Annotated in this window: 18 protein-coding genes; 13 read left to right on the forward strand and 5 right to left on the reverse strand. The window is 73.1% G+C overall.

The genetic code is table 11. From position 1 onward, the window contains the following. Nucleotides 1-63: 63 nt before the first annotated feature. Both OG990_RS00390 and OG990_RS00395 read right to left on the reverse strand, forming a co-directional pair. Complete coding sequence (locus OG990_RS00390) at nt 64-918, reverse strand: hypothetical protein (RefSeq protein ID WP_406078572.1); 855 nt, start codon at nt 916-918, stop codon at nt 64-66. A 132-nt stretch (nt 919-1050) separates the two neighbouring features. Continuing rightward, nucleotides 1051-1836: an enoyl-CoA hydratase-related protein gene (locus OG990_RS00395; protein ID WP_386984477.1), complete on the reverse strand. Its 786-nt coding sequence runs from the start codon at nt 1834-1836 to the stop codon at nt 1051-1053. 19 nt (nt 1837-1855) lie between these two features. Here OG990_RS00395 and hemW point away from each other — a divergent pair, with 19 nt between their 5' ends. Next, nucleotides 1856-3079: a radical SAM family heme chaperone HemW gene (gene hemW / locus OG990_RS00400; RefSeq protein WP_406081609.1), complete on the forward strand. Its 1224-nt coding sequence runs from the start codon at nt 1856-1858 to the stop codon at nt 3077-3079. Between the two features lie 66 nt (nt 3080-3145). Here hemW and OG990_RS00405 read toward each other — a convergent pair whose 3' ends face one another. Continuing rightward, nucleotides 3146-3778: a DUF4870 domain-containing protein gene (locus OG990_RS00405; protein WP_328419346.1), complete on the reverse strand. Its 633-nt coding sequence runs from the start codon at nt 3776-3778 to the stop codon at nt 3146-3148. A 200-nt stretch (nt 3779-3978) separates the two neighbouring features. On the opposite strand from OG990_RS00405, the gene hrcA reads away from it, so the two are divergent. The 3 genes from hrcA (at nt 3979) to OG990_RS00420 (ending at nt 6981) form a co-directional block, all read left to right on the forward strand. Beyond that, nucleotides 3979-5001 carry a heat-inducible transcriptional repressor HrcA gene (gene hrcA, locus OG990_RS00410; protein WP_328419344.1) on the forward strand — a complete coding sequence of 341 codons (1023 nt, stop codon included), beginning with the start codon at nt 3979-3981 and terminating at the stop codon, nt 4999-5001. Nucleotides 5002-5074: 73 nt separating this feature from the next. Beyond that, a complete protein-coding gene (gene dnaJ / locus OG990_RS00415) occupies nt 5075-6223 on the forward strand; it encodes a molecular chaperone DnaJ (protein WP_406081610.1) in 1149 nt (382 codons plus the stop codon). 23 nt (nt 6224-6246) lie between these two features. Continuing rightward, entirely contained in the window at nt 6247-6981 is a 735-nt protein-coding gene (locus OG990_RS00420; protein ID WP_328419342.1) for a 16S rRNA (uracil(1498)-N(3))-methyltransferase, read from the forward strand. Nucleotides 6982-7006: 25 nt separating this feature from the next. Here OG990_RS00420 and OG990_RS00425 read toward each other — a convergent pair whose 3' ends face one another. Next, the gene (locus tag OG990_RS00425) at nt 7007-7768 is read right to left on the reverse strand and encodes an SDR family oxidoreductase (protein ID WP_328419340.1); all 762 of its coding nucleotides are present in this window, start codon (nt 7766-7768) and stop codon (nt 7007-7009) included. A 94-nt stretch (nt 7769-7862) separates the two neighbouring features. Here OG990_RS00425 and OG990_RS00430 point away from each other — a divergent pair, with 94 nt between their 5' ends. The 8 genes from OG990_RS00430 (at nt 7863) to OG990_RS00465 (ending at nt 15303) form a co-directional block, all read left to right on the forward strand. After that, nucleotides 7863-8222 carry a histidine triad nucleotide-binding protein gene (locus OG990_RS00430; RefSeq protein WP_355609066.1) on the forward strand — a complete coding sequence of 120 codons (360 nt, stop codon included), beginning with the start codon at nt 7863-7865 and terminating at the stop codon, nt 8220-8222. Beyond that, the gene (locus OG990_RS00435) at nt 8219-9616 is read left to right on the forward strand and encodes a serine hydrolase domain-containing protein (RefSeq protein WP_406078573.1); all 1398 of its coding nucleotides are present in this window, start codon (nt 8219-8221) and stop codon (nt 9614-9616) included. The genes OG990_RS00430 and OG990_RS00435 overlap by 4 nt, the downstream gene beginning before the upstream one ends. 131 nt (nt 9617-9747) lie before the next feature. Next, nucleotides 9748-10806 carry a PhoH family protein gene (locus OG990_RS00440; protein WP_328419334.1) on the forward strand — a complete coding sequence of 353 codons (1059 nt, stop codon included), beginning with the start codon at nt 9748-9750 and terminating at the stop codon, nt 10804-10806. A gap of 15 nt (nt 10807-10821) precedes the next feature. Continuing rightward, the gene (gene ybeY, locus OG990_RS00445; RefSeq protein ID WP_109818397.1) at nt 10822-11295 is read left to right on the forward strand and encodes an rRNA maturation RNase YbeY; all 474 of its coding nucleotides are present in this window, start codon (nt 10822-10824) and stop codon (nt 11293-11295) included. Continuing rightward, complete coding sequence (locus OG990_RS00450; RefSeq protein WP_386984698.1) at nt 11271-12692, forward strand: hemolysin family protein; 1422 nt, start codon at nt 11271-11273, stop codon at nt 12690-12692. Before ybeY ends, OG990_RS00450 begins: the two co-directional genes overlap by 25 nt. Then, nucleotides 12685-13071, forward strand: a complete 387-nt coding sequence (locus tag OG990_RS00455; RefSeq protein WP_328419326.1) for a cytidine deaminase — start codon at nt 12685-12687, stop codon at nt 13069-13071. Before OG990_RS00450 ends, OG990_RS00455 begins: the two co-directional genes overlap by 8 nt. Nucleotides 13072-13079: 8 nt before the next feature. Beyond that, nucleotides 13080-13976: a GTPase Era gene (gene era / locus OG990_RS00460; RefSeq protein WP_328426839.1), complete on the forward strand. Its 897-nt coding sequence runs from the start codon at nt 13080-13082 to the stop codon at nt 13974-13976. 187 nt (nt 13977-14163) lie between these two features. Beyond that, a complete protein-coding gene (locus OG990_RS00465) occupies nt 14164-15303 on the forward strand; it encodes an acyltransferase (protein WP_386984465.1) in 1140 nt (379 codons plus the stop codon). Here the strand turns inward: OG990_RS00465 and OG990_RS00470 are convergent. Further along, nucleotides 15290-16096, reverse strand: coding sequence for a DUF4097 family beta strand repeat-containing protein (locus OG990_RS00470; protein WP_355609055.1), 807 nt, complete (start codon nt 16094-16096; stop codon nt 15290-15292). The genes OG990_RS00465 and OG990_RS00470 overlap by 14 nt on opposite strands. Nucleotides 16097-16198: 102 nt before the next feature. Here OG990_RS00470 and recO point away from each other — a divergent pair, with 102 nt between their 5' ends. Further along, the gene (recO, locus tag OG990_RS00475; RefSeq protein ID WP_406078575.1) at nt 16199-17101 is read left to right on the forward strand and encodes a DNA repair protein RecO; all 903 of its coding nucleotides are present in this window, start codon (nt 16199-16201) and stop codon (nt 17099-17101) included. Nucleotides 17102-17103: the final 2 nt, after the last annotated feature.

Consider the following 17103-nt stretch of genomic DNA (forward strand, 5'->3'; position numbering starts at 1 on the left):
TAGCGGCGTTTGTTGGCCGTTGTCCGATTGTGCGGTGACTGCCGGTTAAGAGATCCGGGCCGCTCACCCCTCGGCGAACACCTCGGCCACCACCTGACCGGCCGCGCTCTGCTCGCCGGTCACCCGCCCCCAGGTGCCGTCCCGGGCGGTCCACTCCAGGTCGCCGAAGCGGACCCGCTTCACCCCGTGGTCCTGGGCGTGCGAGACCAGCCAGTGCGCGTACCGCCAGCCGTCGCGCTGGTCGCCCGCGGTCACCGCCAGCCCGGTCTGGCCTGCGGTGTCCGTGCCCGACAACCCCCAGTCCAGCACCAGGTTGCGGGTCAGTTGGGCGGCCGCCGCCGCGCCGCGCATCACCGGGGTACGCCCCACCGTGCAGGCGACCGCCCCGGTGACGTCGCCCAGTAGCGCCCGGCTGAGCACCTCGGAGTCGTCGGCCCACTTCTGGTACGCCTCGGGGAACGCCGAGCGCTGCACCCGCTGGGCGGCGTCGGTGACCCGCATCTTCTCCCAGCCGCGCACCTTCTTCAGTGCCGCGTAGAACCGGTTCGCCGCGTAGCGCGGGTCGCGGATCTGTGTCGGGGTGCCCCAGCCCTGGCTCGGACGTTGCTGGAACAGGCCGACCGAGTCACGGTCGCCATCGGCGAGGTTGCGTAGCCCGGACTCCTGGTACGCGGTGGCCAGCGCGACCACCACGGCCCGCTCCGGCATCCCGCGCTGTGCGCCGATCGCCGCGATGGTCGCCGCGTTGGCCATCTGGTCGGCGTCCAGGGCGACCCGGCCGTCGGCTTGGACCGTGCATTTCCGGGTCGCCAGTGGTAGCTGCAGACGGTCCCCGACCTGCCGCACGACGAGCCAGACTGCGATCACGGCGACGAGGATGAGAACCACCCCGCCCGCCACGGCTGCACGAGTTCGCACCCACACCCCCAGATCGACAGTCCGCCAAGCGTACGTCCCCGATGGCGTCGTCCGGGTCGTCCGACCGGTTCACGCCCGAGGGGAGCGGGGAAGGCCAGAGTGACGTTCCCCGCCGTCGGCAGGACAAACCGGCTAATCCGCGGCGGGTACCCAGCTGGCGTCCCGCTTCTCCCGGAACGCGGTGACCCCTTCGCGTCCCTCGTCGCCGAGGAAGTAGCCCGTCGACAGCGCCGACAGCCGGGCCAGTTCGCCGCGCAGCTCGGCGGTGCCCGGCCGGCGCAGCAGGTCCTTCGCGCCGGCCAGCGCGCCGGGCGCGCCGCGCACCAGCGAGTCGCAGTACCGACGTATCGCCGCGTCCAGCCCGTCCGCCGGGACGGCGGCGGTGACCAGGCCGATCTCGGCGGCCCGCCGGCCGTCGAAGGTGTCCCCGGTCAGGTACAGCTCGGCGGCGGCGCGCGGGTGCAGCCGGGGCAGCACGGTCGCCGAGATGACCGCGGGGATCACCCCGATCCGCACCTCGGTGAAGGCGAACGTCGCCTCGTCGGCGCAGACCGCCAGGTCGGCGGCGGCGATCAGGCCCAACCCACCGGCCCGCGCCGGCCCCGCCACCCGGGCCAGCACCGGCTTGGGGCACTCCCAGAGCGCGGCGAGCACCTCGCCCAGCATCCCGGCCGGCACCGTCCCGCTGGCGTACGCCAAGGCGGTCTCCTTCAGGTCCGCACCCGAGCAGAAGACCGGGCCGGTGTGGTCCAGCACGATCACCCGGACCGCCTCGTCGGCGACCGCGTCGGCCAGCCCGCCCAGCAGCTGGGTCATCAGGGCTGTGGAGAGTGCGTTGCGGTTGTGCGGGCTGTCCAGGGTGAGGGTGGTCACCCCGCGGGCCGTGGCGACCCGCACGAGGACGTCGGGAGAGGTCATGCCGGGCACACTAGTGGCCATGCCCGGCGTCCTTCCAGATGGTGAGACCGTCCCCGTCGACGGATCGCTGCCCACCACCGCCACCGCTGCGGTCGGCCAGCGCGGCTTCGGCGTGTACGTGCACGTGCCCTTCTGCGCCAGCCGCTGCGGCTACTGCGACTTCAACACCTACACGGCGAGCGAGCTGGGCGGCGGTGCCAGCCGTGAGGGGTACGCCGACACGGTGCTGGCCGAGCTGGCGCTCGCCGCCCGGGTGCTCGGTGACAGCCCGCCGCCCCGGGTCGACACGGTCTTCGTCGGCGGTGGCACGCCCACCCTGCTCCCCGCCGACGACCTGGCCCGCATCCTCGACGGCATCGACCGCACCTGGGGGCTCGCCGCCGACGTCGAGGTGACCACCGAGGCCAACCCGGAGTCGGTCACCCCGGAATCGCTGAAGCTGCTGCGGGCAGCCGGCTACACCCGGATCTCGCTCGGCATGCAGTCCGCCTCCCCGGGGGTGCTGGCGATCCTCGACCGCAGGCACAGCGCCGGCCGGGCCACCGCCGCCGCCCTGGAGGCGCGCGACGCCGGGTTCGAGCACGTCAACCTGGACCTGATCTACGGCACTCCGGGGGAGCGGGCCGAGGACTTCGCCGCCTCGCTGGACCAGGTGGTGGCCGCCGGGGTGGACCACGTCAGCGCGTACGCCCTGATCGTGGAGGACGGCACCCGGCTGGCCGCCCGAATGCGTCGCGGTGAGCTGCCGTACCCCAGCGACGACGTCGCCGCGGACCGCTACCTGGCTGCGGAGGCCGCCCTCGACGCGGCCGGCCTGTCCTGGTACGAGGTCTCCAACTGGGCCCGCACCGACGAGGCCCGGTGCCGGCACAACCTGCTCTACTGGACCGGCGCGGACTGGTGGGGTCTCGGCCCCGGGGCGCACAGCCACGTCGGCGGGGTGCGCTGGTGGAACGTCAAGCACCCGTCGGCGTACGCCCAGCGGTTGGCCGCCGGCGCGTCGCCCGGCCTGGCCCGGGAGGTGCTCACCGTCGACGAGGCGCACATGGAGGACGTCATGCTCCGGCTGCGGCTCGCCACCGGGTTGCCGCTGGCGGTGCTCGACGCCACCGGCCGGGCCGGCGCCGAGCGGGCGCTGGCCGGCGGCCTGCTGGCCGCCCCGGAGTACGCGGCCGGCCGGGCGGTGCTCACCCTGCGCGGCCGGCTGCTCGCCGACGCCGTGGTCCGCGACCTGCTGCCCTGACCGTCGCGCCGCCCCCCGGTCGGCGCGACGGTGTGCCGGACCGGCCGGGGGAGCGGCCGGCCCGGATCACTTGATGAAGCTGCCGGAGAGCGGGTAGCGGTAGAGCTGGCCCTCGTTGGCCTTGATCCCGGCGATGATGCCGAACACGGCGCCGAGGATGATCGCCGCCGCGACCGGAATGAAGCCGATCACGATGCAGGAGAGCACCCAGCCGACCAGGCCGACGATCGACCAGATGAGCTGGAAGTTGAGCGCCGCCACCGCGTGCGCCCGAACCGTCGGGGACTGGTTGCCCCGGGCCAGCATCGCCACCAGCGGGCCGATCCAGCCGAGCACGCCGCCGCTGATGATCATCCCGGCGGCGCCGCCGAAGTGCGCGACCAGCGCCCAGGTCTTGTCCTCGTTGTTGGCGTAGCCGCCGCCGGGGCCGCCGTAGGCGCCACCGGGCGGATAGCCGCCAGGAGGGTAGCCCCCGGCTGGCGGATAGCCGCCCGACGGAGGGTAGCCACCCGACGGCGGTTGGTCACCAGTGGGCGGCGGATAGCCACCGGCCGGGGGATAGCCGCCCGGGCCGGGTGCCCCGGACAGTGGTGCGGTGGGTGGCTCGGCCGAGGCGCCCGGAGATGGCGGCGGGGATGTCGGGTCCGTCGGGTATCCGCCGGGGTCTCCCGCGCCGGGAGGGCGAGGTGGTTCAGTCATGGATGTCACGGTAAGGGCCCGTGGCAACGCCGCACCAGAGCGACACCGCCGGGTCGGCCCGGCTGAACGGACAGCGACGACCTTGATCATCGCGCCGGCGGGTACGCCGACGTAGACTGGCACTCGTTACAGTCGAGTGCCAGGACGGTCCGCCGGCCCCACCGTGGCCGGCGGCCGACGTGCGACAGGAGGTGCGGAGGATGGGTCTCGACGACCGCAAGCTAGCCGTGCTCCGCGCCATCGTCGAGGACTACGTCTCCACCCAGGAGCCCGTCGGCAGCAAGGCGCTGGTCGAGCGGCACCAGCTCGGCGTCTCCCCGGCCACGGTCCGCAACGACATGGCCGTGCTGGAGGAGGAGGGCTACATCCGGCAGCCGCACACCAGTGCCGGCCGGGTGCCCACCGACCGCGGCTACCGCCTCTTCGTCGACCGGCTGTCCCGGGTCAAGCCACTCAGCCCGGCCGAGCGCCGGGCCATCGAGCGTTTCCTGGTCGGTGCGGTCGACCTCGACGACGTGGTGCACCGCACCGTGCGGCTGCTCGCCCAGCTGACCCGGCAGGTCGCCGTCGTGCAGTACCCGAGCCTGGCCCGATCCTCGGTGCGGCACCTGGAGCTGGTGCCGATCTCCACCACCCGGCTGATGCTCGTCATGATCGCCGACACCGGTCGGGTGGAGCAGCGGCTGGTCGAGCTGCCCGGGCCGGTGCCCGCCGACGACGTCACCGACCTGCGTCGGCTGGTCAACGAGAAGCTCGCCGGCGCCCGGCTGTCCGATACGCCGCCGCTGGTGCAGACGCTGGTCGAAGAGGCGCCGACCGAGCTGCGTCCGACGATGACCACCCTCGCCACGGTGTTGCTGGAGACGCTGGTCGAGCGGCACGAGGAGCGGATCGCGCTGGCCGGCACCGCCAACCTCACCCGGGGCGGCCTGCTCGACTTCCAGGGCTCGCTGCGCCCGATCCTCGAAGCGCTGGAGGAGGAGGTCGTGCTCCTCAAGCTCATCGGCGAGACCGAGCCGAGCACGACCCGGGTGCTGATCGGCGACGAGAACGAGTTCGACAACCTGCGCGCCGCCTCGGTGGTCAGCACCGGGTACGGCCCCGGCGCCACCATCGTGGGCGGCCTGGGGGTGCTGGGGCCCACCCGCATGGACTACCCCGGCAACATCGCCACGGTGCGCGCCGTGGCACGCTACGTGGGCGAGCTGCTGGCCCAGAACTGACCAGTCAGGGCCGACGGCCGGCTCCGGCCGACGACCGGCGCAACGCGAGACGAACATGAGGACACGGAACGCAGTGGCCAGGGACTACTACGGCATTCTCGGTGTGAGCCGGGAAGCCTCCGACGACGAGATCAAGCGCGCCTACCGCAAGCTGGCGCGCCAGTTCCACCCGGACGTCAATCCGGACCCGGAGGCACAGGAGAAGTTCAAGGACATCAACGCCGCGTACGAGGTCCTCTCGGACGACCGGAAGCGGCAGATCGTCGACCTGGGCGGCGACCCGCTCGCCCCCGGTGGTGGCGGCGGCGCTGGCGGTCCGGGCGGTCCGGGCGGGGCCGGCCCGTTCGTCGGTTTCCAGGACATCATGGACGCGTTCTTCGGCGGTGCGGCGGGTGGCGGCCGTGGCCCGCGTCCGCGGACCCGGCCGGGCGCCGACGCGATCCTGCGCCTTGAGCTGGACCTGCACGAGACGGCGTTCGGCGTCGAGGCGCCGATCACCGTCGACACCGCGGTGCTCTGCACCACCTGCTCCGGCGCCGGCACGGCCGCCGGCACCCACCTGGCCACCTGCGAGGCGTGCGGCGGTCGGGGCGAGGTGCAGTCGGTGCAGCGCACCTTCCTCGGCCAGGTGGTCTCCGCCCGGCCGTGCACCGTCTGCCAGGGCTACGGCACCACCATCCCGCACCCCTGCCCCACCTGCGCCGGCGACGGCCGGGTGCGTACCCGCCGCTCGCTGACCGTCAAGATCCCGGCCGGTGTCGAGGACGGCATGCGGATCAGGCTGGCCCAGCAGGGCGAGGTGGGCCCGGGTGGCGGCACCGCCGGTGACCTCTACGTGGAGATCCACGAGCGGCCGCACGACGTGTACTCCCGCAAGGGCGACGACCTGCACTGCCGGGTCACCGTGCCGATGACCGCGGCGGCACTGGGCACCCGACTGACCATCAAGACGCTGGACAGCGAGGAGACGGTCGACGTCAAGGCCGGCACCCAGCCGGCCAGCACCCTGCGGCTGCGCGCCCGGGGCGTGCCGCACCTGCGCGGCACCGGCCGGGGCGACCTCTACGTGCACCTGGACGTCCGAACGCCGACGAAGCTCGACCCGGACCAGGAGCGGATGCTGCGCGACTTCGCCAAGACCCGCGGCGAGGAGGTCGCCGAGCTGTCCAAGCAGGGCGGCTTCTTCTCCCGGATGCGCGACGCGTTCAACGGTCACGCCTGACCACTGCGGCTAGCCTGATCATCGTGTCCGCGCCGCTGTTCCTGGTCGAGTCCCTGCCCACCGCCGACGCGTTGACCCTCGACGGTCCCGAGGGGCACCACGCCGCCACCGTGCAGCGGTTGCGGGTCGGCGAGGAGTTGCTGCTCGCCGACGGCCGGGGCGGCACGGCCGCCGCCGTGGTCACCGCCGTCGGCCGGGGCAGCCTGGAGCTCACCGTCACCTCCCGGGGGTACGCGGACGCGCCCGTACCGCGGCTGGTGACCGTGCAGGGCATCGCCAAGGGCGATCGGGGTGAGCTGGCCGTGCAGGCGATGACCGAGGTCGGGGTCGACGAGATCGTGCCCTGGGCGGCGGCCCGTTCGGTGACCCAGTGGCGCGGTGACCGGGGCGTACGGGCCCGGGAGAAGTGGGTGGCCACCGCCCGGGAGGCGGCCAAGCAGGCCCGCCGGCCCTGGCTGCCGGTGGTGGCCGGTGCACCGGACGAGTCCACCGCGACGGTGGCCCGCCGGATCGCCGGTGCCGCCGCCGGGTTCGTGCTGCACGAGGAGGCCGAGGAGCGGCTGACCACGGCCGAGCTGCCGACCGCCGGGGAGATCGTCCTGGTGGTCGGCCCCGAGGGCGGCATCGACGCGGCCGAACTGACCGCGTTCCGCGCGGCCGGAGGCCGGCCGGTGCGGCTCGGGCCGGCGGTGCTGCGCACCTCCACGGCCGGGGTCGCGGCGCTCAGCGTGCTCGCCACCCGGCTCAGCCGCTGGTGACCGTCCGACAGCTGTACCCCGGCGGTCAGCTGCGCAGGTAGGAGGCGCCGTTGAGGTCGACGATGGTGCCGGAGGCCCACTCGGCCTGTGGCGACGCCAGCCAGTGCACCGCGGCGGCGATCTCCTCCGGCCGGGCCACCCGGTCGAACGGGCTCTGTGCGCGGATCGCCGCGCCGCTCTCGCCGCGCAGGTGCTCGGTGGTCATGTCGGTCGCCACGAAGCCCGGCGCGACGGTGGCCACCGCGATGCCGTACGGCGCGAGCGCCACGGCGAGGGACTGGCCCAGCGCGTTCAGCCCCGCCTTGCTGGCGCCGTACGCCGGCTGCTGCGGCTCGCCGCGGAACGCGCCCCGGGACGAGACGTTGACGATCCGGCCGCCGCGCTCCCGCATGTGCTGGGCGGCGCACCAGATGACGTTGCCGGCACCGGTCAGGTTGGTCTCCAGCACCTGCCGCCAGCGCCGCTGCCACTGCTCGTAGGACGCGCCGAAGATCGGGTGCGGGTCGTCCCGGTCGCCGTACACCCCGGCGTTGTTGACCAGCACGTCCAGCCCGCCGAGCAGCTCGGCGGCCCGGTCCACCATGGCCCGCACCGCGTCCGGGTCGGTGAGGTCGGCGCGGACCACCACGTGCCCCTCGCCGGGCAGCTGCGCGCACAGCTCCTCGGCCGCGTCCGCCGAGTCGCGGTGGTGGATCGCCACCCGGTCGCCGCCGGCCGCGAACGCTGTCGCCACCGCCCGCCCGATTCCGCGCGAGGCCCCGGTCACCAGTACCGCCCGATCCGTCATGCAGGGCATCCTGCCGTAGCCGGCGCGAACGCCGGGAAGGGACCCTTGCGCCACCGGAGGCGTTGACAGGGGGCCCTTTCCTTACACTGCCCGGATGGGATCCGACTGCCTGTTCTGCCGCATCGTCGCCGGGGAGATCCCGGCCACCGTGGTCCGGGAGACCGCCACCACGCTCGCCTTCCGGGACATCGACCCGAAGGCGCCGGTGCACGTCCTGGTCATTCCGAAGGAGCACTACGCCGACGTCGCCACCCTCGCCGAGGGTGACCCGGCGCTGGCCGGTGAGGTGCTGGCCACGGCCGCCGCGGTGGCGGACGACGAGGGGCTGCTCGGCGACGGATTCCGGCTGATGTTCAACACCGGCGCGTACGGCGGCCAGGAGGTCTTCCACGCGCACGCGCACCTGCTCGGTGGCGCGCCGCTCGGCCCGATGCTCGCCCGGGACCTGGCGTGAGCACTGGACCGGGCCCCGACGCCCGCGTGGACGAGCGCCTGGGCCGCCTGGTCCGCCGGGTGCAGGCCGACGCCCGGGTGCCGGCGGTGTCGGCGGCGCTGCACCGGGCCGACCGGCCGCTGTGGCAGTGCACTGTGGGCGACACCGGCAGCGACAACGCGCTGGGACCGCGCACCCAGTTCCGGATCGGCTCGGTGACCAAGACGTTCACCGCGGTGCTCACCCTTCAGTGCCGCGACGACGGGCTGCTGGACCTGGACGACCCGGTGGGCCGGCACCTGGACCTGCCGGCGCACGGAGAGCTGACCGTCCGCCGGCTGCTCTCGCACACCGGCGGCCTGCAGCGCGAGCCGTTCGGTGACGTCTGGGACACCCTGAGCGCGCCGGACGCCGATCGGCTGGTGGCCGAGCTGGACCGGGCCGAGCGGGTGCTGCCGCCGGCCCGCCGCTTCCACTACTCCAACCTCGGGCTGGCCGTGCTCGGCCAGTTGGTCGCCCGCCTGCGCGGTGGCAGTTGGGCGCAGGTGCTCACCGAGCGGGTGCTGACGCCGTTGGGGCTGACCGACACCACGGTGACCCCCGGCCCGGCTGCGGCCACCGGGTTCCTGGTCGACGCGTACTCCGACGAGGCGCATCCGGAGCCGCCGACCGATTTCGGCGCGGTCGGCCCGGCCGCCCAGCTCTGGAGCACCGCGACCGACATGGCCCGCTGGGCGGCGTTCCTCGCCGACCCGGCGGCGCTCGACCCGGCCGGCGCGGTGCTCACCCCCGGCACCCTGGACGAGATGCGCTGGCCGCTGACCACCACCGACGAGACGCTCTGGGGCGCCGGCTTCGGGCTCGGGCTGATCCTCATCCCGCAGGGCGAGCGGGTGGTGCACGTGGGGCACGACGGGGCGATGCCCGGTTTCCTGGCCGCGGTCTACGGCCGGCGGGGTGGCGACGGCACGGCGGGCGCGATGGGTGCCGCGGTGCTCGGCTCCTCCGGCACGGCGGCCGAGCTGTTCGACCTGCCGCACCAGTTGCTCGCCGCGGCGGTCGAGCACGACCCGGCCGAGATCGAGCCGTGGCGGCCCGGCCCACCCGCTCCGGCGGCCCTGCGGGGCGTGCTCGGCCGCTGGTGGGGTGAGGGTTTCGAGTACGTCTTCTCCTGGCACGACGGCACCCTGCGGGCGCGCGGGGCCGGCGACCCGGCGGGGCGCCCGCCAGCGGTGTTCACCCCGCTGCCGGACCGCCCGGACGTGTTCCGCACGGTCTCCGGCCGGGAGGCCGGCGAGCTGCTGAGGATGACCCGAAACGAGGCCGGCACGGTGGTCCGGATGCACTGGGCGACGTACCGCTTCTCGCGCCACCAGGAGACCTTCGACCGGTACGACTTCCGGTCCGGGAGTTGATCGCGGCCAGCGGAAATGGACACGATGCGGGCCGCGTTGACCCGATACGATGGGTGTAACGTCCGCACGCCGTGCCAATAGAGCCGGCGCTGAGATCGAGAGCAGGTGCGCAGGGGCCTTCGGCCCGACCTATGACCGGCACCCCACCTCCCGGCCCGCCCCGGGTGCAGACCAGGATCACCGTGCCCGACTCGAAGATCATGGTCAATCTGCTTGGCGCGGGTGACGAGATCCTTCGACTCGTCGAACGCTCGGTCACCAGTGACGTGCACGTCCGTGGCAACGAGATCACCATCACCGGCGCCCCTGCGGACAACGCCCTCGCCGAGCGGGTCTTCAGCGAGCTACTCGAACTCATCGAGAAAGGCGAGACCCTGACCACTGACGCGGTAAGACGTACCGTCGGCATGCTCGAGCAGGGTAGCGCCGAGCGGCCCGCCGAGGTTCTGACGCTCAACATCCTCTCCCGGCGCGGGCGCACCATCCGTCCCAAGACGCTCGGGCAGAAGCGGTACGTCGACGCTATCGACTCGCACACCATTGTCTTCGGCATCGGCCCGGCCGGCACCGGCAAGACCTACCTGGCGATGGCGAAGGCCGTCCAGGCGTTGCAGGCCAAGCAGGTCAACCGGATCATCCTGACCCGACCGGCGGTTGAGGCGGGCGAGCGGCTGGGCTTCCTGCCCGGCACGCTGAACGAGAAGATCGACCCGTACCTGCGCCCGCTCTACGACGCGCTGCACGACATGCTCGACCCGGAGTCGATCCCGAAGCTGATGGCCGCGGGCACGATCGAGGTCGCCCCGCTGGCGTACATGCGGGGCAGGACGCTCAATGACGCGTTCATCATCCTGGACGAGGCGCAGAACACGACGCCCGAGCAGATGAAGATGTTCCTCACCCGGCTCGGCTTCAATTCCAAGATCGTCGTCACCGGTGACGTCACCCAGGTGGACCTTCCCGGCGGGACGACCAGCGGTCTGCGGGTGGTCCGGGACATCCTGGAGAACGTCGAGGACGTGCACTTCGCCCAGTTGTCCAGCTCCGACGTGGTCCGCCACCAGCTGGTCGGGCAGATCGTCGACGCGTACGCCCGCTGGGACGCCGAGCGGGAGAACCAGCAGGCGCAGGGTGTCCACGCCGTGCCCGGGCGACCCGCCCAGGGCGGCCGGGCCGGCCGACGCCGCTAAAGCAGAGGAAAGCAGTTGTCCATCGAGATCGCCAACGAGTCCGGCGTCGACGTTGATACCGACGCCGTGCTCGCCGTCGCCCGGCACGCCCTCGACGAGATGGGGGTCAACCCCCTCGCCGAGCTGTCCGTGCTGCTGGTCGACATCGACTACATGACCGAGCTGAACCACCGCTGGATGGGTGGCGAGGGTCCGACCGACGTGCTCGCCTTCCCCATGGACGAGGGCAGCGTCGACCACGGCCCGGGCGAGAGCGCCCCGGCCGGCGGTGAGCCCGCCCTGCTCGGTGACATCGTGCTCTGCCCCGAGGTGGCGGCCAAGCAGGCGGCGACCGCCGGGCACGCCCCGGCCGACGAACTGCACCTGCTCACGGTGCACGGGGTGCTGCACCTGCTCGGGTACGACCACGCCGAGCCGGAGGAGGAGCGGGAGATGTTCGCGCTCCAGGCCCGACTGCTGGCGAGCTGGCGGTCGACCCGCAACCAGTGATGTCCACTCCACTACTGGCGGCCGGCCCCACGGCCGGCCTACCCGATCTACAACTGATCGTCTTCGCGGCCGGCCTGGTCGTGCTGGCCGGCGTGATCGCGATGACCGAGGCGGCGCTCGCCGCCGTCTCCCCGGCCCGCGCCGCCGAGTTGGCCCGGGACGGCGTACGCGGCGCCCGGACCCTCCAGGCCGTGGCCGGCGACGTGGTTCGGCACCTCAACCTGCTTCTGCTGTTGCGGCTGCTCGCCGAGCTGACCGCCACCACGCTGGTGGCCCTGGTCGCGGTGGACAGCTTCGGCGCCGGCTGGCGGGCCGCGCTGGTCACCGCCGGCGCGATGACCGTGGTCAGCTTCGTGGTGGTCGGGGTCGCCCCGCGCACCATCGGCCGGCAGCACGCGTACGCCGTGGGGCGGGCGGTGGCGCCGCTGGTCCGCTGGCTGGGCCGGGCGCTCAACCCACTCGCGTCGCTGCTCATCCTGATCGGCAACGCGGTCACCCCGGGGCGCGGCTTTCGGGAGGGACCGTTCGCCACCCAGGTGGAGCTGCGCGAGCTGGTCGACCTGGCCGAGCAGCGGGGTGTGGTCGAGCACGGCGAACGACAGATGATCCACTCGGTCTTCGCGCTCGGCGACACCATCGCCCGTGAGGTGATGGTGCCGCGTACCGAGATGGTGTGGATCGAGGAGGGCAAGACGCTCTCGCAGGCGCTGGCGCTCTTCCTGCGTTCCGGCTTCTCCCGCATCCCGGTGATCGGCGAGAGCGTCGACGACGTGCTGGGCGTGCTCTATCTCAAGGACCTGATCCGGCGCTCCCGAGGCGGTGACCCGGCCGCCGAGCAGCTGCCGGTGGCCGAGCTGATGCGCCCGGCGACCTTCGTACCGGAGTCCAAGCCGGTCGACGACCTGCTGTCGGAGATGCAGGCGGCCCGCAACCACCTGGTCATCGTCGTCGACGAATACGGCGGCACCGGCGGCCTGGTCACCATCGAGGACATCCTGGAGGAGATCGTCGGCGAGATTACCGACGAGTACGATGTCGAACGCCCGCCGGTCGAACGTCTGGCCGACTCCTCGGTGCGGGTCACCGCCCGCCTGCCGGTGGAGAATCTCGGCGAGCTGTTCCACACCGACCTGCCCGCCGACGAGGTGGAGACGGTCGGTGGTCTGTTGGCCCAGTCGCTCGGGCGGGTGCCGATCCCCGGAGCGGAGGTCGAGGTGGCCGGCCTCCGGCTGGTCGCCGAGGGCACCACCGGCCGGCGCAACCGGATCGACACCGTCCTGGTCAGCCGGGTGGAGCCGGGCGACGAGCAGGACAACGGAGGGCGCGGCGAGCAGGCCGGCCCCGGAGACGACCAGGACCACAATCGAGACGAGGAGAGGCAACCCGCCGATGCCTGACACACCCGCCGCGCACGCCGCCCGGCCCACCCCCACCGCGCCGGCCCCGCTGAGCGCCGAGGACGGCAAGCTCGTCGTCCTGGCCCGGGGCGCCCGCGGGCGGGTCGGTGCCGTGGAGGGCGCTGCGGTCCGGGACCAGGACGGCCGGACGTACGCGGCCGCCAGCGTCGCGCTGCCCTCGCTGACCCTCACCGCGTTGCAACTGGCGGTGGCCTCGGCCGTGGCGGCCGGGGCGACCCGGCTGGAGGCGGCGGCGGTGGTAACCGAGGCGTCGACGCTGGACGGCGCCGGGCACGCGGTGGTGCGTGACCTCGCCGTGGACGCGCCGATCCACGTGGCCGCACCGGACGGCACCGTGCTCGGCACGGTGACCCAGTGACCGGCGGCGTGAAGGATCCGGAGGCACGCCCCTACCGGGCCGGGTTCGGCTGTTTCGTCGGCCGACCCAACGCCGGCAAGTCCACGCTGACCAACGCCATCGTCGGCACCAAGATCGCGATCACCTCGAACAAGCCGCAGACCACCCGGCACGTCATCCGGGCCGTGCTGCACCGGCCGGAGTCGCAGCTGGTCCTGGTCGACACGCCGGGCCTGCACCGCCCCCGTACGCTGCTCGGCGAGCGCCTCAACGACCTGGTCCGATCGACCTGGACCGAGGTGGACGTGATCGGCCTGTGCATCCCGGCCGACGAGCCGGTCGGGCGCGGCGACCGGTTCATCACCGGCGAGCTGGCCGAGTTGAAGGCGACCGTGCTGGCCGTGGTCACCAAGACCGACCTGGTGGACAAGCGCCGCCTGGCCGAGCAGTTGCTCGCGGTCAGCAAGATGGGCGAGTTCGCCGAGATCGTGCCGGTGAGCGCGGTCTCCGGGCACCAGGTGGACACCCTTGTCGACGTGATGACCAGCTACCTGCCGCCGTCGCCGCAGCTCTACCCGGACGACATGCTGACCGACGACCCGGAGCAGGTGCTGGTCGCGGAGCTGATCCGGGAGGCGGCCCTGGAAGGGGTCCGCGACGAGCTGCCGCACTCCATCGCGGTGGTGGTGGAGGAGATGATCCCCGAGGGTCAGCTCATGAAGATCTACGCCGACCTGTATGTGGAGCGGCCCAGCCAGAAGGCGATCGTGCTCGGTCACCGGGCGAGCCGGCTCAAGGAGGTCGGCACCAACGCCCGCAAGCAGATCGAAGAGTTGCTCGGCACCCGGGTCTACCTGGACCTGCACGTGCGAGTGGCGAAGGACTGGCAGCGCGACCCGAAGCAGCTGCGCAAGCTGGGCTTCTGACCCACTCACCGGTCCGGCCGGGCACTCCGGTCGGGCCGGCCGAGGGTGGGGCGCCACCCGGCAACACGATCATCTTCGGTCGGGCCGATGGCAAGATTCACGTTTGATCGGGGTCACGGCCGTTTGGCGGTGCCACCGCGCAGGGTAGGGGAGGTACATCCCGCGTCCCCGACCCAGATGCAGGCTGATGCGCAACAGGTACCTAGATCTGCTCCGTTTCCTGGCCATCGTCCGAGTGGTCGTCTACCACGTCACCGGGTGGGCGACCCTCACGCTCGTCTTTCCTGCCATGTCGGTGATGTTCGCGCTGGCCGGCTCGTTGATGGCCGCCTCGCTGAACCGCTCGGGGCCGGTGGCGGTCGGCCGCCGGCTGCGCCGGTTGCTGCCGTCGCTGTGGGTGATGGCCGCGGTCTTCGTGCCGGCCATGCTGTTCACCGGGCTGCCGGTGACGCCGCGGCTGCTGCTCTGGTTGTTCCCGATCGCTGACCCGCCGGCCAACAACTGGGGTGCCCTGGCGCTGAGCGTCATCTGGTATCTGCGCGACTACCTGTGGTTCGTGCTCGCCTCACCGATCGCGCTCTGGCTGTTCCGGCGTGCCCCGCTGCCCACCCTGCTCGCCCCGTACCTCCTGCTGGTGGCGATCGAGGTGGGGATCTACCCGGCGCCCCCGGCGGTGCTGCGCGAGTTCGGGCTCTATTTCGGCGCGTGGCTGCTCGGCTTCGCCCACCAGGCCGGGATGCTGCGCCGGCTCGCCGGCCGGGTGCTGTACCCGGCGGCGCTGGTGCTCGCGGCGGCCGGCGGGGCCTGGATCGTCGCGCATCCAGGCCCGCGCGGGTACGACCTCAACGACAACCATCTCGGCAACGCCCTCTGGTCCACCGCGTTCATCCTGATCGTTCTTGGTCGGGCGCCGGCCGGGATCGACTGGCTGAGGCGTAGCCGGTTGGCCGACCGGGCGGTGACCGTGGTCAATCGGCGGGCGCTCACCGTCTACCTCTGGCACATGCCCTTCGTGGTGGCGCTCACCCCGCTGGTGGACGTGGTCGGCTGGTCCCACCAGGATCCGCTGGGGCTGGCCATCCGGGTGCTGCTGGTCTTCGCACTGGTCGGGGTGGTGACCCTGGCCGTCGGCTGGGTCGAGGACGTCGCCGCCCGCCGGCGCCCGGAACTGCTCCCCGGTGGCCCGCCCCGCCAGTCCGGCCCGCCGATCCGCTCCGACAATCGACCGGCGAACCAGACCGGCGTGGGGGCGACCGTCGGACGGCCCGTCGTACCGGCGCAGCGGGTGGCCGGGGAGGTGGCCACCGTCGAGGTCAGCGCTGGCTGATCGTCACGTTGCCGCTGCCCGCCGAGCCGTCGAGCACCAGCGACGCGGCCGGGTTGTCGGCAACGGTGACCCGCGCGTCGCCGGAGCCGGTGCTGGAGCGGACCCGGTAGCTGCCCGCCGGCACCACGAGCGTGACGTCCCCGCTGGAGGCGTGCGCACGGGCCGAGGCGGGCGCGTCCAGCTCGACGGTGACGTTGCCGGACTGCGCCTCGGCGTCGACCGCGCCGCTCAGCCGGCGCGCGGCGATGTCCCCGGACGAGGCGCGTAGCCGTACCGCCGCGCTGGCCTCGCTCACGACGATGTCGCCGGAGCCGGTCTCCACACCGACCGCGCCAGTGGCGCCGGCGACCCGCACGTCGCCCGAGCCGAGTCGCAGGTCGACGGTGCCGACCCGGGTCAGCTCGACATCGCCGGAGCCGGTCTCGCCCTGCACGGCGACCCCCTCCGGCACGGTCACCTCGTAGGAGATGCTGCACCGGTCGCCGCAGTCGGCGTCCAGTAGCAGTTCGCCGTCCTTGATCTCGTACCGGCTGTTGGGCTCGCCGCCCTGGTAGCGCACCACCCGCTTGATCCGCACCTCGGACGCCGAGCCGGTGCCGTGCACCACCAGGTCGCCGGAACCGGGCAGCACCCGGATCGTGGTGATCTTCACCGCCTCGGTGTTGTCGTAGTCGAGGCGGCGGAACGCCAGGTTGTCGCACCCGGTGAGCAGGATGAGGGCGGTGGCCGCCCCCAGTGCGACGGGAGCGACGGCGCGGTGACGGGGGTGGCCGGTGGTCCGGTGCAGTGCCATGTCCAGCACGCTACGGCCGGTCGCGCGCCGGGCGCATCGGGGTTCGTCCGCGCGTCCACCCCGATCCGACCCTGATTTCACACCCCGAGGGAGAATGGTCCGATGGCCGGGTATCGCCGACAGCTCTACCGCGACGACGCGGTGGTGCTGCGCGTGCAGAAGCTCGGCGAGTCCGACCGGATCATCACCCTGCTCACCCGCCGGCACGGCCGGCTGCGCGCGGTGGCCCGGGGGATCCGCCGCACGACCAGCAAGTTCGGTGCTCGGCTGGAGCCGTTCGGCCACGTCGACCTCCAGCTCGCCGGTGACCCGAAGGGCAACCACGGCAGCTCGCTGCACACCGTCAGCCAGGTCGAGGGCATCGAGCTGTACGGCAAGCGGTTCCTCGGGGACTACCCCCGTTACACGGCGGCCAGCGCGATCGCCGAGACCGCCGAGCGGCTGACCCCGGTGGAGCGGGAGCCGTCGCTGCGGCTTTTCCAGCTCACCGTGGGCGCGTTGAAGGCGCTGTCCCGGGGCGAGCACGCCACCACGCTGGTGCTCGACGCGTACCTGCTGCGCGGGATGGCCCTCGCGGGCTGGGCGCCGGCGCTGATCGCGTGCGCGGTCTGCGGCACACCCGGGCGGCACCGGGCGTTCTCCGTACCGGCAGGTGGCGCGGTCTGCCCGGACTGCCGACCGCCCGGCGCGGCCCATCCCGCGCCAGCCACCATCGACCTGATGTCCGCGCTGGCCACCGGCGACTGGGTGGTCGCCGACGCCACCGAGACCGGCGTCCGCCGGGAGTGCAGTGGGCTGGTCGCGGCGCACCTGCAGTGGCATCTGGAACGCGCGCTACGCTCGCTCCCGCTGGTCGACCGGGGTCCCTCGGTGGCCGGCACGGTCCCGCCACCGGGGGGCGCTGGGGCCGCGATGCTCAGGCCGCGCGGCGACGTCGAGGCCGGGGCGGACGGTGCGAGCAGGGGGAGAGAGAGTGATCCGATCGATGAGGGCCGGCCGGCGTGAGC

The organism is Micromonospora sp. NBC_00858 (genome assembly GCF_045207365.1).
Lineage (GTDB): Bacteria > Actinomycetota > Actinomycetes > Mycobacteriales > Micromonosporaceae > Micromonospora.

Coding starts and splice junctions, on each gene's coding strand:
- OG990_RS00395 (WP_386984477.1), bottom strand. CDS start 1,836: ATGACCTCTCCCGACGTCCTCGTGCGGGTCGCCACGGCCCGCGGGGTG.
- hemW (WP_406081609.1), top strand. CDS start 1,856: ATGCCCGGCGTCCTTCCAGATGGTGAGACCGTCCCCGTCGACGGATCG.
- OG990_RS00405 (WP_328419346.1), bottom strand. CDS start 3,778: ATGACTGAACCACCTCGCCCTCCCGGCGCGGGAGACCCCGGCGGATAC.
- hrcA (WP_328419344.1), top strand. CDS start 3,979: ATGGGTCTCGACGACCGCAAGCTAGCCGTGCTCCGCGCCATCGTCGAG.
- OG990_RS00425 (WP_328419340.1), bottom strand. CDS start 7,768: ATGACGGATCGGGCGGTACTGGTGACCGGGGCCTCGCGCGGAATCGGG.
- OG990_RS00430 (WP_355609066.1), top strand. CDS start 7,863: ATGGGATCCGACTGCCTGTTCTGCCGCATCGTCGCCGGGGAGATCCCG.
- OG990_RS00440 (WP_328419334.1), top strand. CDS start 9,748: ATGACCGGCACCCCACCTCCCGGCCCGCCCCGGGTGCAGACCAGGATC.
- OG990_RS00455 (WP_328419326.1), top strand. CDS start 12,685: ATGCCTGACACACCCGCCGCGCACGCCGCCCGGCCCACCCCCACCGCG.
- OG990_RS00465 (WP_386984465.1), top strand. CDS start 14,164: ATGCGCAACAGGTACCTAGATCTGCTCCGTTTCCTGGCCATCGTCCGA.
- OG990_RS00470 (WP_355609055.1), bottom strand. CDS start 16,096: ATGGCACTGCACCGGACCACCGGCCACCCCCGTCACCGCGCCGTCGCT.
- recO (WP_406078575.1), top strand. CDS start 16,199: ATGGCCGGGTATCGCCGACAGCTCTACCGCGACGACGCGGTGGTGCTG.